At 41.6% G+C, this 15,372-nt stretch carries 11 protein-coding genes and 1 pseudogene; 10 read left to right on the forward strand and 2 right to left on the reverse strand.

The features are described 5' to 3' along the window. Positions 1 to 191: 191 nt before the first annotated feature. On the reverse strand, positions 192 to 1,139 hold the full coding sequence (locus tag PLE7327_RS17085; RefSeq protein WP_015145050.1) for an NAD-dependent epimerase/dehydratase family protein: 948 nt from the start codon (positions 1,137 to 1,139) through the stop codon (positions 192 to 194). A gap of 359 nt (positions 1,140 to 1,498) precedes the next feature. Here PLE7327_RS17085 and PLE7327_RS17090 point away from each other — a divergent pair, with 359 nt between their 5' ends. From PLE7327_RS17090 to PLE7327_RS17125, 8 genes are all read left to right on the forward strand, one after another. Then, the gene (locus PLE7327_RS17090) at positions 1,499 to 2,773 is read left to right on the forward strand and encodes a glycosyltransferase (protein ID WP_015145051.1); all 1,275 of its coding nucleotides are present in this window, start codon (positions 1,499 to 1,501) and stop codon (positions 2,771 to 2,773) included. A 31-nt stretch (positions 2,774 to 2,804) separates the two neighbouring features. Next, on the forward strand, positions 2,805 to 3,650 hold the full coding sequence (locus PLE7327_RS17095) for an ABC transporter permease (protein ID WP_015145052.1): 846 nt from the start codon (positions 2,805 to 2,807) through the stop codon (positions 3,648 to 3,650). Beyond that, positions 3,650 to 4,936, forward strand: coding sequence for an ABC transporter ATP-binding protein (locus PLE7327_RS17100; protein WP_015145053.1), 1,287 nt, complete (start codon positions 3,650 to 3,652; stop codon positions 4,934 to 4,936). Before PLE7327_RS17095 ends, PLE7327_RS17100 begins: the two co-directional genes overlap by 1 nt. 3 nt (positions 4,937 to 4,939) lie before the next feature. Then, positions 4,940 to 5,911, forward strand: a complete 972-nt coding sequence (locus tag PLE7327_RS17105; RefSeq protein ID WP_015145054.1) for a hypothetical protein — start codon at positions 4,940 to 4,942, stop codon at positions 5,909 to 5,911. Between the two features lie 105 nt (positions 5,912 to 6,016). Beyond that, positions 6,017 to 7,249 (forward strand): glycosyltransferase, encoded by a 1,233-nt coding sequence (locus PLE7327_RS17110; protein ID WP_015145055.1) that lies wholly within the window; start codon positions 6,017 to 6,019, stop codon positions 7,247 to 7,249. Between the two features lie 51 nt (positions 7,250 to 7,300). After that, positions 7,301 to 8,446, forward strand: a complete 1,146-nt coding sequence (locus tag PLE7327_RS17115; RefSeq protein WP_015145056.1) for a glycosyltransferase family 4 protein — start codon at positions 7,301 to 7,303, stop codon at positions 8,444 to 8,446. A gap of 69 nt (positions 8,447 to 8,515) precedes the next feature. After that, a complete protein-coding gene (locus PLE7327_RS17120) occupies positions 8,516 to 9,313 on the forward strand; it encodes a sulfotransferase family 2 domain-containing protein (RefSeq protein WP_015145057.1) in 798 nt (265 codons plus the stop codon). 70 nt (positions 9,314 to 9,383) lie between these two features. Then, a complete protein-coding gene (locus PLE7327_RS17125) occupies positions 9,384 to 10,529 on the forward strand; it encodes a Gfo/Idh/MocA family protein (protein ID WP_015145058.1) in 1,146 nt (381 codons plus the stop codon). Positions 10,530 to 10,566: 37 nt separating this feature from the next. Here the strand turns inward: PLE7327_RS17125 and PLE7327_RS17130 are convergent, their stop codons facing one another. Beyond that, the gene (locus tag PLE7327_RS17130; protein ID WP_015145059.1) at positions 10,567 to 11,427 is read right to left on the reverse strand and encodes a WYL domain-containing protein; all 861 of its coding nucleotides are present in this window, start codon (positions 11,425 to 11,427) and stop codon (positions 10,567 to 10,569) included. A 197-nt stretch (positions 11,428 to 11,624) separates the two neighbouring features. On the opposite strand from PLE7327_RS17130, the pseudogene PLE7327_RS26695 reads away from it, so the two are divergent. Next, positions 11,625 to 14,322: pseudogene (locus PLE7327_RS26695) on the forward strand (CRISPR-associated protein Csc3). A gap of 12 nt (positions 14,323 to 14,334) precedes the next feature. Continuing rightward, entirely contained in the window at positions 14,335 to 15,369 is a 1,035-nt protein-coding gene (gene cas7d, locus PLE7327_RS17140; RefSeq protein WP_015145060.1) for a type I-D CRISPR-associated protein Cas7/Csc2, read from the forward strand. Positions 15,370 to 15,372: the final 3 nt, after the last annotated feature.

Genomic DNA, 15,372 nt, shown 5'->3' on the forward strand with positions numbered 1-15,372 from the left:
CCTTGGCGACAGCCTGAGCTTCTTATATCAAATCTGGTTAGACAACCACAAAAAATAGGAGTGCGACCATCTCGATCGCGATCTGTGAGCTGCGCACTACTATATTATGGCTAATTAAACGGATTTGATATTAAGCTAAATCCCTTCACTGCCTAACTATATCTTGGCTCGATATCAAATAAGCCAAACTATTAATACACTGTTTGAATCCATTCCCATTGTTGCGTCAATCCTTCAATTAAGGAGACTTTAGGAGACCATCCTAAAAGCGCTTTTGCCTTGGAAACATCTGCTCCGGTGTGACGAGCATCTCCTCTAGCCGTCTCCAAATAGTTTCTTTGAATCGGAATTGCTGCGATCGCTTCAATCTTATCCAACATATCAGCCAATACAACTCTACTACCGCCGCCGATATTGAAAGCTTCGCCAATAGCATCTGGAACGGTTGCTGCCGCTAGATTTGCTGCTACTACATCGCTGACAAAGGTAAAATCTCGCGTTTGTTGTCCGTCTCCATAAATCGGAATTGGCGCACCTACCATTGCTGCTTTAAAAAATTTATGAAATGCCATATCGGGACGTTGGCGAGGTCCGTAGACGCTAAAGTAGCGAAGGGCTGTCACTGGGACTTGAAAATTTCGGTAGTATAAAAAACATAAATATTCTGCTGCCAATTTAGTAATGCCATAGGGGGAAGTAGGCTGAGGACAAATTGATTCTGGAGTCGGCAGGGTTTCTGCATTCCCGTAGATCGACGAGCTAGAGGCAAATACCAGTCGCTTAAGGGATTTGGACTCTTTGGCAGCTTCTAAAATAATTTGAGTAGCGTTAATGTTGCGTTCTGTATAGTGACGGAAACTTTCGCCCCAGCTTGCCCGTACTCCAGCCTGAGCTGCCTGATGATAGAGGGTTTCTGCGTTCGCCAACAGTTCTTGCCAATTCAACTCATGAATCGACCCTTCTATTAACTCAAAAGAAGAGTAACTCTCAAGAGATGAAATATTTCTACGCTTAAAGCTAGGCTCGTAGTAATCATTAAATTCATCAATGCCGATTACTCTCTCCCCTTGTTTGAGTAATGCTTCAGCTAGGTGCGAGCCGATAAAACCCGCGACTCCAGTTACTATCGAAGTTGTCATAAGGCTAAAAAAGATAAATAAAAATTTTAACTCACCCTACCTAATTTCTGGATATAATTTCAGGCAATTGGCTGTAAATGTTTGCTAATTATATCCTAACGATCGCGATCGCAGAAGTTTTAGATTTCTCGCATTCAAACCAAAGTTCAGAATTTTTCAAGAATCTAAAGCTTTTTTCTGGTGGTGATATTCTAAATGACGCGCAGCTCAAATTTCTACATCTTTAGACCGATGTGTTTTTTTTGACCGAAGTAGTAAAAATATAACCAACTGCAAAAATTTTAAGCGAGCAGCACAATTTATAGAACGTAAATACCGATGGCTTGTGACATTAATTATTCGGATCGAACAACTAAGTTATGAAAATTGCATTTATTGTTAGCCATTTTCCAGTTTTATCGGAAACGTTTATTTTAAATCAAATTGTCGGCTTACTCGATCGCGGATATGAAGTTGATATTTATGCAGACCAAGTAGGTGACAGTTATAAAATCCATCCAGAGGTAGAAAAATATCGCCTCCTAGAACGAACCTACTATTGGCCTCAAATCCCAAACAATCTCTGGTGGCGGTTATTTAAAGGAATGGGATTGTTGTTAGCAAACGGCTATAAAGACCTCAGGTTGTTTATGCGATCGCTTAACTTTACTAAATATGGCAAGCAAGCTTTCTCCTTATATTTACTCTACACGGCAACTCCTTTACTGAAAAAAACATACGACATCATCCATTGTCAGTTTGGAACGCAGAGCTTCAGAGGAATGGCATTTCGTGTTATGAACTCTCCCGGCAGCAAGCTTATTGTAGCATTTCGCGGCTACGATCTCTCTGAGATGCTTCAAAGAAAAGGATCTCGCGTTTACGACGAATTATTTCAAGAAGGAGATTGTTTTTTACCCAATTGCGACTATTTAAAGCAGCTAGTTCTCAAGCTCGGTTGCAGCGAACAAAAAGTTATCGTGCATCGGTCGGGAATCGATTGCCGTCGGTTTTTCTTTACCCCGCGTCACTTGCCCTTAGATGGTCGGGTTCGGATTGTCACCATCGGTCGTTTCGTCGAAAAAAAAGGTATAGAATATGGCATTCGTGCCTTTGCCAAGATTGCTCAAGTCAATCAAAATATTGAGTACAACATTATTGGCGACGGAGCTTTGCGGCAAAAATTACAGCAACTCATTGAGGAACTAAATGTGAGTGAAAAAGTGAAGCTGCTGGGTTGGAAACATCAGGAAGAGTGTATTAAAATTCTGAACGACTCGCACATTCTCATCGCAGTGAGCGTGACGGGTAAAGACGGCGATCGAGAAGGTATTCCCAATGTCCTAAAAGAAGCAATGGCAATGGGTTTGCCAGTCATCAGCACTTTCCACGCAGGTATTCCCGAACTGGTCGAAGATGGGATTTCAGGCTTTCTAGTCTCAGAGTGCGATGTAGATGCCACAGCCGAGAAGTTAGGCTACCTAATCGAGCATCCAGAAGTCTGGTCTGAAATGGGTCGAGCTGGTCGCGCGCATGTAGAAAAATATTTTGACACGCACGCACTTAACAATGAGCTAGTAAAAATTTACCAGCAATTACTAAGCTCAGAGGAGAGCCAGCAATTAATGCAAGAATATCCCGTGAGTCAAGGATGAAAAATTTGCAGTCAAAAGAGAGGATTTTCGGATGCCGCCTGAGATAGTTCACACGCCTGAGAGCTTGCTCAGACATCCAGTTCAACTCTTTAAACAGATGTGGCGAGACTTGCTCGCTTCTCGCGAACTCGCTTGGCGACTCATGGTGCGAGATCTCAAAGCTCAGTACCGTCAGTCATTTTTGGGGATTGCCTGGGCATTTTTACCGCCAATCTTTATGGCAGCCGGATTTACGCTTGCGAATGATGCCAAGGTTATCAGCGTGAGCGCTACAGATATACCCTATCCAGCTTATGTAATGTTTAGCACGGCACTTTGGCAGACTTTTGTGGAAGCGTTAAATGGTCCCGTGCAAGCGGTGACATTGGCGAAACCAATGCTGTCCAGAGTCAATTTTCCGCGAGAAGCAATTATTTTAGCCAAGTTAGGCGAGGTGTTTTTCAACTTTGCCATCAAGCTGATTCTAATTGTGGCACTATTTGTCTGGTTTAGGGTTCCAGTTAGTTGGACGGTAATTTTGGCTCCTGTGGCACTGATTCATTTAATTATGCTGGGGACATTAATTGGTATGCTACTCTCTCCACTAGGAGCTTTATATCAAGACGTGTCAAAGGGAATAACGATGGCGACGGGATTCTGGCTGTTTTTGACTCCTGTCATTTATCCGGTGCCAAGCCAGGGAACTTTTGGAGTGTTAGTAAAACTGAATCCTGTCACCCCTCTGCTAGTAACAACGCGCGAGTTGGCAACAACCGGAGTCGTCTCAGAACCATTAGGATTTTGGATAGTAAGTATTATGACCATCGTTGGCTTAGTGCTAACATGGATTGCCTTTCGCCTAGCGCTACCTTACGTTATTGAGAGGATAAGTTCATAATGCTAAATGAGATTCAAGATAGACAAATTGACGCTCAGCCTGAAAATGCAGACATAGTTATCTCTGTTGAAAATATTTCTAAAAAGTTTTGCCGAGATTTGAGAAAGTCTCTATTTTATGGGGTTCTAGACATTGCTACAGATTTAGTTGGGGGTCGAAGAAAAAGCGATCGCTTGCGAAAGGGTGAGTTTTGGGCATTAAAAGACGTTAGCTTTCAACTGCGGCGAGGTGAAGCACTAGGCTTAGTTGGAGCCAACGGTGCAGGTAAAAGTACGCTCCTGCGTATTATTAGCGGACTAATTAAGCCAGATACTGGTCGGGTTAGAGTGAGAGGTCGATTGGCTCCGCTAATTGCGCTAGGAGCGGGATTTAATCCAATTTTGACGGGAAGAGAAAATGTTTATGCCAACATGTCGATTTTGGGTTTATCTACTAAAGAAATTAATGAAAGATTTGATGCGGTTGTCGATTTTGCGGAAATTGGGGAGGCGATCGACGCACCAGTGCAGAGCTATAGTTCTGGAATGTCGGCACGGTTGGGGTTTGCCAGCGCCATTCATACACAGCCAGATATTCTTTTAATCGATGAAGTTTTGGCTGTGGGAGATATTAAATTTAAGGCTAAATGTTATCGCAGGCTACATGAGCTAAACCAACAAGGCGTGTCTTTTATCTTAGTTAATCACAACACGCAGGCTATTTTAAATGTATGCGACTCTGCAATTTATCTATCAAAAGGTCAACTGGTTGCTTTCGGGGATACAGGGACAATTCTCAATCAGTATGAAAAAGATTTATTTTTAGAAGGGAGGGAAAACACGCCAGGAGTTTTGTATTTACCAAAAAAGTTAGAACATGAGAGTTTAGGTTTGGATTTAATTTCAATTTATTTCAAATCTCTTGAAGGTGATATTGTCGAATCGATTATTAGTGGCGAACCCATCGTTTTCTGCGTAAATTTCCGCGCTCATAAAAAATTTAGTGATGTTAATGTTCACTTAAAAATTACAGAATTACGCAAACAAGGCAATCCAATTTTATTTTTAAGTAATAAAAATGATGGAAAATCTTTTGAAGTAGGGATAGGAGAGCATGAAATCCAGCTTAAAATTCCTTATCTAAGCTTAGTACCTGGTGCATATATTATGAGCATTAAGCTTAAAGAAGGAGCGCTAGGCACTCTTGATTTGGTTGAATCTTTTAAGTTTACTGTTAAATCAGATATTAATATGGGAATAAGTTTAATTAATCAACAAAGGTCGTGGGAAATTGCGAGCAAACAATAAAGAATGATTAATTCTCAAAGTTCTAATTTTAAAGGACGAGTAGTTTTTGCTATTGGTACGGGTCGCTGTGGCACTGAATTTATTTCTAGGGTTATCAATTTAGAACCAAATGTTTCTTCAGTTCACGAACGAAATCCGTTGAATGAAACCTTTCATCGCTACTGTAAGTGGTATGGTTTACCAGTGGATAGCGAGGGATTTTTACAGACAAAAGAAGGCGAGATTCAACAAGATTTAGAAAATCATTTCTTTTCCTTTGAGGCAAGCGCTCATCTTTCTCTTTCTATCCAGGAACTATACGATCGCTTTAATGCCAAGTTTCTTCTGTTAATACGCTCTCCAGAGCGAGTCGTTAATTCCTATTTACAAAAAGGATGGTATGAAAAACCTGTAATACGAGCCAATCCCAATCTGGCACCGGGCTATCAGGATTACTGCACGTCTTTTCATCACTCTCTAGGACGAATTATGCCCTCTGGAGAGAAGTTCCTGCAATGGAACCAAATGAGCCGCATCGGAAAAATTGCTTGGTACTGGAATGCACTTAATGCTAGAGTTCTCGAACAGTTTGAGCGCATCCCAGAAACTCACTGGCGTATAGAAAAGCTTGAAGATTTGTCCTACAGCCGCTATCTAGAAATTGCCGAGTTTTTTGGCTTTCAGTCGGCGATCGCGCCGGAAATATACGAGCAATTATCGCTACGCCGACCCAACGCTAAATCTCGCGTTCCTACTATTGCTACCTGGAATAGTACTGAGATTAGTGAGTTTGAGGCAGAGGTAGAGCCGATGGCTAAAAGGTTTGGTTACGAATACAAGGTGAATCATTTACCCATTCCCCAGCCACAACAAGATTCAACAGAGCAAACCTCATTAAGCCAGTTAGGACATCGCACTAAGAAGTTGGCAGTGAGTGCACTCAAGAGTATCGGTCATACCTTAATGCCCAATGCGAGGCAGGAGAAGAAGGATTAAAGGATTAGATATAGCGATCGTCGCGCATTTTTCCCTTTTAGACTTTTGTACAAACACGATATCTAGCGGCTCTACCAAACTTTTCTTTTCGAGCGAGAAAGTAATATGGCAACCTTAAAATCCCTGCTTTATTTGTCTAATGGCAACTTACCTTCAAAAATGGCTCATACCATACAAGTTGTTAAGATGGCGCAAGCCTTATCTCAGCAGCTCGACAATTTTGAGTTAGTGACAGGTGGCGATCTTCGATCGGCTTTAACGGGGATGGATGGCGAATTTCAAAATTGGTATGGCTTACATCGCCATTTTAAGCTAGTACGCTTGCCAACACACGTTAAGGTAAAGTATCCTTTTCCCCAAGATTATCAAAGTTACAGATATTTTAAGTTAGCGGTATTGTATGCTTGCCTGAAATCTCCTTCCTTGGTGTTTACTCGCTCGACTCTAATTGCCGATCGCTTGCTAAAGATTGGCGTACCCGTTCTCTGGGAAAAGCACGAACTAATCGACGACAATTCTGCTAGCCGCAAATTTTTTGCTGACAAAAACTTGATCGGTTTCGTTACCATATCGCAACGATTAGCCGATCGCTGTATCAACTATGGTCTCAGTCCCGAAAAGGCATTGGTCGCTCATAGCGGCGTGGATGTGCAAAGTTTTCTTCCCTACCAAGAAAAACATTTGGCTCGCCAAAAGCTATCCCTTCCTCAAGCTGAAAAAATCATCTTATACTCCGGTCACTTGTACGAATACAAAGGAATTCCAACGCTTCTGGAGACTGCCCGCATGATGCCAGAATGCCGATTTGTTTTGGTAGGAGGATGGGTTGAGGATATCGATCGCGTCAAACAAGAGTGTAACAAACTTAATTTACATAACGTACAGCTTGTCGGTCACGTAACGCAAACCGAGTTGGCATCATATTTATATGCGGCAGATATCTTAATCGTTCCGACGAGTAAGTACTGGCATTTAGGCGAAACCACCAGTCCTCTCAAACTATTTGAATATATGGTCGTTAAAAGACCGATTGTTGCTTCGGCTTTACCGACTATTATGACAGTATTGCGCGATCGCGAAAACGCTTTGCTAGCAGAGCCTGACGAACCGCTTTCCTTCAAAGACGCGATCGCGAATTTATTGGAGAACCCTATTCTTGCAAATAATATTGCCGAACGTGCTTTCCAAGAGGTACAAAACTTTACTTGGGATAAGCGAGCCAAGCGCATCGTAGAATTTTCAGCAGAAAGGCTAAAAGAAGTCGATCGAGACACAGCTAACCTTGGGAAAAACTTGATTAGATATCTCCAACAAAACGTGAGAGCGGCTTTTACGTGAAATAAGTCGCTCTTCCCTGAAATTTTCCTTTTTGTTTTGAGACCAATAGCCATGCGAATCCTTGTTGCTAGTATCTTTGAAGCCTCATCTCAGAAAGCTCACGTTATTAATACGGTTAAGATGGCTCAGGGCTTTGCTAGGCTAGGGCATGAAGTTACCATTATCTGCTGCCAAGCACCAGAGGGTGCGGTATCGCCCGACAAACTGGCTAAAATATACGGGCTAACGGAACCATTGCGCTGGGTGCAATTGCCAAAGAAAATTTTAGGTTACAAGATTAACGAATATAGGTGGTTTGCTCTACTAGCTTTACCCTTTGTACTTCAGATTCGACCCGATTTAGTTTACGCCCGTAACGATGGCTATCCCGGATTAACCGTAACCAGTAAATACGGAATCCCAACTGTTGCTGAAAGCCACGCACATGTGGGCACCAACACAATTCCCTTCCTGCGTCTGGTAGAACTCACCCGCGATCGTGCTTTCCTCGTGTGGGTAACGATATCCCATCGTCTGGTTGACTACTACCATTCTCTGGGCGTGCCTAAAGATAAGCTAATCGTACTCTGTGATGCAGTCGATCTAAAATTTTTCCAGCGCCCAGAACATTTGCCACCGAGTCCTTATTCAGGAAATCGGGCAAATGTAGCGTATGTCGGGCACCTATACGATTACAAAGGGATTCCCACAGTCCTAGAAACCGCAGCCAAGCTACCCGACATACACTTTCATTTAGTAGGCGGATTGCCAGAGGATATTGATAGGCAACAAAAACGAGCGCAGGAACTTCAGTTAGATAATGTCACTTTCCACGGACTCCAGCCACAAGTAGAACTGCCAAAGTTTCTCTGGCATGCAGATGTCTTGCTTCTTCCCCCTTCGCAACACCATCCGAGTGCTGCTTGGACGAGTCCTGTCAAGTTAGGCGAGTATTTGGCATCTGGCACTCCGATAGTCGCTACCGAGATCCTGGCTTTAAGAGACTGGTTAACCGACGATGACGTTGAATTTGTCGAACCCGACAATCCCGAAGCGCTTGCTAAGGGGATTGCGCACCTGTTATCTAATCAGCAACGAGCCGAACAGCTTCGAGTATCTGGACTTGCTAAGGCTCAAGAGCTATCCTACGAAAAAAGAGCGCAAGCAATTCTTAAGTACTACAAAAAAGATACTTCATCGCTAAAACAAAGATTTTGAAGATAGGTAATCTGCTACTCTTTGTTTGAGATTAATATCCTAAATGATTACTTTATAGGAATTTTGAATATGAACAAACCTTTTTTAACAGAAAAAATCAAAAACGTAATAAAAATAATAGCACCAGAGAAACCGAAGATATTTTTCATGCATATTCCTAAAACAGGAGGAATTTCGGTAGATAATGCGATCGCTCGGTTTTACAAAAGAAGCTCTTACAATGTCGATCCTGCTTTTTCAAAAACAGCTTCAAAAATACTATGCAACCCTGAAAATGTTTCGAGTCGAGACTATAACATGTTCGTCTTTAGACAGTATTTAGCCCTTCATGAAATGGTAAAAGGAACAAAATATATTAGCGGTCACGTGCGTTTTAATTTAGATATCTGGAATGCTTATCATAGTCAATATGCTTATATAACTATTTTAAGAAATCCTATAAAAAGATATATTTCTCAATATTTTTATGATGCTTTTAAAAAAGACGAGCATGCAAGAGTAAGTGAAGACTTGCCAAATTATCTTAGATCGAATAAAGGAAAAGAAAGAGGTCATACCTATATTAACTATCTCAGCAATGCTTGGCCTCAAGAGAATTGTAGCGTTCAAGAAAAACTTAAATTAGCAAAAGATAATTTAGATAAATTTCAGTTGGTTGGTTTTTTGGAGCAGATCGATGTTTTTATTGAAAGATTTAAAAATCAATTTGGATTGAGTTTAAGAATCCCTCACAAAAATAAAAATCCCATTTCTCGTCCACAGGTAGACGACAAGATGATTCAACAGATTGAGGAGGTATGCGAACCCGACATAGAACTTTATGAGTATGCTAAAAAGAAGTCTCTTTCAGAGATGCTGTCGCTGTGACTAATGCGATCGCCTTAAAATTTCATGGGATAATAGAGTTTGCTGGCGAGTTAAGTCCCTGAGAAATTCCGTGTCAACCGAACAGCATAAAATTGGCGTAGCAGTAGTCGGGACGGGTTTTGGTCAAGCCATCCATATCCCTGGATTTCAGCACCATCCGCGCACCGAGGTCGTTGCCGTCTACAACCGCGACTTGGGAAAAGCAAAAGCGATCGCAGATTCCCATAACATTCCCTACGCCTATAACCAACTAGAGAAAATTCTTGCTTTACCCGAAGTTGAGGCGGTTAGTATTTCTACCCCGCCATTTCTGCACTACGAGATGGGAAAGATGGCACTAGAGGCAGGAAAGCATCTCTTGCTGGAAAAGCCGATGAATATGTCGGCGCAGGAAACCAAAGAACTGTATCATCTAGCAGCAAAAAAAGGCTTAGTAGCGACGGCTGACTTTGAATTTCGCTTTGTTCCCGGGTGGCAACTCCTAGCCGAATACCTCCAACAAGGCTATGTCGGACAAACGCGCTTGATTAAAATCGATTGGTTGGTAGCCAGTCGCGCCAATCCCGAACGCCCTTGGAATTGGTACTCTCGCAAAGATATGGGAGGAGGTGCGTTAGGGGCAATCGGTTCCCATGCCTTTGATTATATTAACTGGCTTTTTGGTTCGGTGCAGCGATTGTGCGCTAATTTAACTTGCGCCATCAAAGAACGACCCGATCCCAATGCAGGAGGGGAATTAAAACCCGTCGATGCGGACGATACCTGTTTGATAATTTTAGAGTTGGCAGATGGCACGCCCTGTCAACTATCGATTAGTTCGGTGACGTATCAAGGACGGGGACATTGGGTAGAAGTGTATGGCGATCGCGCTACGTTAGTCTTAGGCAGCGACAATCTCAAGGATTACATACATGGCTTTCGGTTGATGGCTGCACCCGCTGGAAAATCGCTTGCAGAAGTAGAAATTCCCAAGCGGTTGGCGTTTCCTCAAGTCTTTACCGATGGACGTTTAGCACCGTTTATTCGCGTGGTCGATCGCTGGGTAGAATCTATCGATGCGGGAGAATCTTTGGTTCCTTCATTGCGGGAGGGGGTTTATTCTCAATTGCTGATGGATTTAACGCATCAATCGAACGAACATCGCTGTTGGGTGGATGTGCCCGATTTGGATACGTTTTTATCTCTCGCAGAGACGCAGAGGCGCAGAGAGGATTAATAGTGCCTTTCAAATATACTGAGGCTACAGCTTTAATTCAGCTACTATATTGCTGACTCATCGCTTTGACTTTCTCTTGAACGCGATCGCGCACGATTTCAGGAGAAACGATCGCGCAGTCTTCCCAATACTTTGAGATATCTCGGAAAAACCAGAAGGTACTAAAAATATTCCTCACTACTCGTCTAATGGGTGGATTACCTTCGAGATCGCCAATCGTTTCATCTTCGCCTGTATCGTCGTGATAGGCAAAAGCAAGTCTCCCAGACAAGTGAAATTCTACAGCAACTCTTTCTAAGTCCTTTTCCCAAGGTCGAGCGATCGCAACGACAGCCGCCTCTTGAATTCTATCTAGCCGCAGCGTCCAATTGTGAGACAGTTCGTCTATATCTTCATTTCCTTCAAATTCTTCGCAGCGACAGACTAGATATTCTCTTTTGGCTTCTAATAATCGAATCTGCGCGTGTACGATGGTGTACTCCCAAAGGCGATCGGCTGCATCCCGATAAGACAGGCGAAAAGGTTGCTGTCGGTGGATGAAGTTATCAATTTGTCGTCGCCATGTTGGTTGAGGGTTTTTGAGAAACTGTTCGATTTCTGCTCTCTGGGGAATCGTAAGTTCGCTACGTTCCTGAAGTATTTGGGCAATTTCTCTGGCTTCAGAAATTTTTCCTAAATCTACCAGCGCTTGTCTGGCTGTTTCTAACACTTGTATGCGATTTTGCGTCCAATCGTGATTGGGCGCGATCTGAAGGTGATGGCGCGCGATCGCTTCGATGAGTTTGGAGATGTTCGGGCGATCGCCCCAAGTCATTCCAAATTCTAAAGCCAGTTTTTCTAGTGCTTTCTTATCTCGTTCTGAAACAGACAGGGTAATTGACTGACCTTTACGTCCCATTTTTGTACGTACATCTTATAAGTAAGATATCTTGACTATCTCTATTTTGAAGAACAAAATAGGAAATATCAATTAGTTAAGTACACATTTTTAGTATAAAAGGAAGATAAGTAAAGAAAATTTACTATCTTACTTACGCTTTGGTCGATCGAATGCCTGTTTTGGGAAACCTAATAAAAATTAAAGAAGTGAAAATCATGTCACGACTTTTGAACCGCCAGCCAGAAACTTTAGAAGAGAAATATTTTAGAGATATTCGCCCAACTTTATACGAACGACACGCAAAACATCAGCAGTATGGTGTCAGAAAAGGAAGAACGCTGGCAGAACATCTCGACTCAGCTTGTCAATTTGTCTTAACGGTTAGTCGAAAAGCAAAAGTTTCAGAAGATAAGCGACCTTTCCTATTAGCTGCAACGGCTGTTCACGATCTCAATAAATTAGATTCATTAGGAAGAAATGTCAAAAAGTTGGCTAGAGATCGAGACTTTTTACAAGAGCAGTTAAAGTTAGCTTGCGTCTCAGATTTTGTCTCTACTGAAGAAGATTTTGAGCTAGTTAGAAGACTAATCGAACGGCATTCAGGTCATAATGCCAGCGATGGGATGAGATTTTTTCCTGAAGATGAGGCAATTAAACAATGGGCAGCTATGCTTATTGGTGCAGATTTATTTGACCTTGGTATTCCAGAAGTAGAGCGAATTCGTAAAGTTGAAAATGAATTAACGGTAGCTTTTGGTCGTCCCAGTCATCTATTTAAAGTTAGTGTCTCGAAAGACCAAGGTTATATTACTGCCCTATTACTGAGTGCTTGCGAAGAAGTTTTAGGGAAATATGGGCTGACTCCTCTGGCAATTTTTCCAGATGGAGAACTATTTGAGGGAGAAGTTTTACCAAAGCAAGACTTAACTAGAGAAATTGCTATAGTTTGGCAGAAAAACATCGATCGCGTTTTTAGTGGAAATATCGAACAACTCGTCCATTCTACTAAAGATGGAATTAAAGTCGATCCTCAAGCAATTCAGCAAAATTTAGAAGAAGCCCTCATTTGCGTTCGCTCGTTTCTTGAAAAGAAAAAAGCGGGGTTTAAGCTGGATAAAGTTAGTCAGGATATTAACAAATGGGGTAATGCAGCAGGTGAAAATGCTTTAACTATAGCCAATAATTTAGGTTTGCTACCCGTTACTAATCCAGAAGAATTTGCTATATCAGAAGGCTTAAAAGCTGCTTATCTAAGTTATAGAAAAGTTGGAATTAGTCCTCAAGAAGTTTGGAATCGAATTGCCATTCAAGTAGGTTTATCTGAGGAGCAAAGAAAGGCACTCGAACTGTTTGATGTTCAATATGGGCGCTGTTTATTTGCCGCCAAAGCAGCTTTAGCCTCAGTAGGAATAGAAGGTGTGATAGCAGCACTGAGAGAATCTTTTCAGATGCGACAAGGAAAGCAATCTGAAGACTCAAACTCGGAAGTTTCTGAGGAGATAATTGCAGAAGTAGGTCGCAGTCTAAACTTACCTCATTCAAACAATTGGAAAGGAATTGATGAACTAAATACTTATATTAATGCCAATCCTCGACAACGCTGTTCTTTAGGCACTCCTTCTACTCAGATAGAAGAATTAATTTCTAATAAAATGCCACCGGAAACAAAGGTTCAATTTTTCTCTAATCGCTTACCTGGCGGAATGAGTGCAGCACCGAAAAGACGAGCAAACTCAATAGCCGCTTTAGCTTATCAATTAATAGCAGTTGGGGCTAATTTTCCAGCAGTCAAAAAAAAAAGATCTGCTTTATTTACTTTATTTACACTTTGCTTTACCTCAAGGAACTTGTCCAGAATTACTGAGAATCTGGCGACAATTCTTAAGAGAGACTGCTGCAACTAATACAGAAGGAGGAACAGTAACTGTTGATGAATTAAAACTCTATCAAGATAATATTTTAGAATTTAAAGCCGATAAAGTCGTTGGTTTTGCTTTTCCTAAACGTCCTGATTTTATCCATTCTACTGTTATCATTCCTGTTGTTTGGGGAGATGTTAATACATCTGTTGCTCTTCTAAAATCTCTACGATTAGCTTTAGAACTCTCTTTATCTTTTGATTTTGGTTTCCCTTTTACAATTAGCGGAAATTTAGAGGTAGAGGTTTGGAGCGATCTTTATGGCAGAGTTGAAGGAATCCCATCAACGCTACAACCTCTTCTTAAAAATGGACAGTATCTTCGTCAAGATGCAGAAGAAATCCTGAAAAGATTGCGAGATATCGGAAATCTTTCAGTTTTAGTTTCTAGCCCTCAGAATCGAGATGATTGTCTTTACGATCTAGCTCGTGCGGCAAAACGCCCTCTCGATTTTTATTATGTCTTATTTCGCTGGATTTTACGCGAACAAGACGAACCAAATTGGGAATACTATTGGAGTCGTATTTGCCAACCATTAAATAGTTTACTAAAGAGTCTTATGCAGGAAGAATACGAACAACTAACTAAGTACTTAAAAGAAGCTGCTCAAATTGCAGCAGAAGCAAAACTCTGGGGAAGTTCATTTAAAAGAACCTCTCAAGTCGAACCGTTTAGTGATTTTCTTGCAGCTATTCGTGCAAGAAAATCTCATCTTCCGTGGGAAGTTGTTTTTGCTTCTTTGGTTCAAAATTATCATACTCGTCTCGATCGCATTCGAGAACATGGTGTTGGAGCAACTAAATACGAGCAAATTACCAAGTATTACGAGGTGTTGAGAAACCTGTTTGCTGAAGTCTATCAAGAGCGTCCTGAAAAACTTTTAGCCGATCGCAAAACTCTTGAACCTGCTTATTTATTTTTCCTCCAAGAAGCTCGCCAGCAACTTAAGAAATCATCTGAAACTGAATCGCTTGAAACCATTGAATCTAATTAATAGGAGATAATTATGACTATTGAAAAACTCACTCCATTTCTTGCGCCAACTTATGAAAATTTTCCTAAAGGACGCACGATTGGATTAGTTGTTTTAAGAACAACTCACTCTGAAACAATTTTTCGGACAGAAGGTTCGGGCGAACCAATGTGTAGTGAATTTGTGCGAGCGGGAATAGAGGATAAAAATATTATTTCTCGTTTGGTGATGACCAAGCGCAAACAAGTTGCGCCCGAACGACGGCGAGGACGGGAATTTTTGCGCTCTCATAATCTTCTTTATAACAGTCCTAAAGGCGATTCGATTTGCTCTCTCAATACGAATGCTCCCTGTGAAATGTGCATTGATTGTTTTCTCTACGGTTTTGCTGCCGGAGGCGAAGGCGCACAAAAAAGTCGTGTTTGGACTGAGGATGCATTTAGCGTGTTACCGAGTACGGAGTTAGTCGGCGATCGCACAATTAATGCAATCTTTGAAAATGGGACGATGCGGGATGAAAACGGGAAAGCTTCAACCGCCCTCAATACCAGCGAATACATCAAACCAGGCGTTCATTTTCTCGATATTGTCACACTCAAAGATGTAACTGCCGATGAGTTGCGTTATGTCTTAGGTAACATTCTGCTAACCACTCGCTATGGTGCAGTGTCTAGTCGAGTTGGGCGCATGGAAAATGAGATTTTAGGGGTTTTTGGCGGAATTGCGGAACTTCCGAGTTCTCTAGAGTTAGTACAAGCAGTTCATGATCGCTTAAAAGCTTCAGGAAAACCTGTAGAACATCCTCTCAATACTAACGAGTTAATTTCTGCAACCAAGCAAGCGATCTCAACTTGGATAGATAAGCGAGGAATCTCTATGCAACTTTCTGAAGATGAATTAAATAATTTAATTGCTGATGTCGATCGCCATTTATCGCCAAACGAACAAGAGAATTTTCTCAAACGTTTAGATAGATCTTACGAAAATTTCCGTCGTCTTCCTGCGGAAACAGAGACCAAAAAAGATAAAAAGAAGAAAGCGAGTACAACAATTTTAGGCGAAGCTTAATTT

Source organism: Pleurocapsa sp. PCC 7327 (assembly GCF_000317025.1).
Taxonomy (GTDB): Bacteria; Cyanobacteriota; Cyanobacteriia; order Cyanobacteriales; family Microcystaceae; genus Hydrococcus.

Excerpts from the sequence above, each read along its gene's own strand:
- PLE7327_RS17095 (WP_015145052.1), top strand. The coding sequence starts at position 2,805 with ATGCCGCCTGAGATAGTTCACACGCCTGAGAGCTTGCTCAGACATCCA.
- PLE7327_RS17115 (WP_015145056.1), top strand. The coding sequence starts at position 7,301 with ATGCGAATCCTTGTTGCTAGTATCTTTGAAGCCTCATCTCAGAAAGCT.
- PLE7327_RS17085 (WP_015145050.1), bottom strand. The coding sequence starts at position 1,139 with ATGACAACTTCGATAGTAACTGGAGTCGCGGGTTTTATCGGCTCGCAC.
- PLE7327_RS17100 (WP_015145053.1), top strand. The coding sequence starts at position 3,650 with ATGCTAAATGAGATTCAAGATAGACAAATTGACGCTCAGCCTGAAAAT.
- PLE7327_RS17090 (WP_015145051.1), top strand. The coding sequence starts at position 1,499 with ATGAAAATTGCATTTATTGTTAGCCATTTTCCAGTTTTATCGGAAACG.
- PLE7327_RS17130 (WP_015145059.1), bottom strand. The coding sequence starts at position 11,427 with ATGGGACGTAAAGGTCAGTCAATTACCCTGTCTGTTTCAGAACGAGAT.
- PLE7327_RS17110 (WP_015145055.1), top strand. The coding sequence starts at position 6,017 with ATGGCAACCTTAAAATCCCTGCTTTATTTGTCTAATGGCAACTTACCT.
- PLE7327_RS17120 (WP_015145057.1), top strand. The coding sequence starts at position 8,516 with ATGAACAAACCTTTTTTAACAGAAAAAATCAAAAACGTAATAAAAATA.
- PLE7327_RS17105 (WP_015145054.1), top strand. The coding sequence starts at position 4,940 with ATGATTAATTCTCAAAGTTCTAATTTTAAAGGACGAGTAGTTTTTGCT.
- cas7d (WP_015145060.1), top strand. The coding sequence starts at position 14,335 with ATGACTATTGAAAAACTCACTCCATTTCTTGCGCCAACTTATGAAAAT.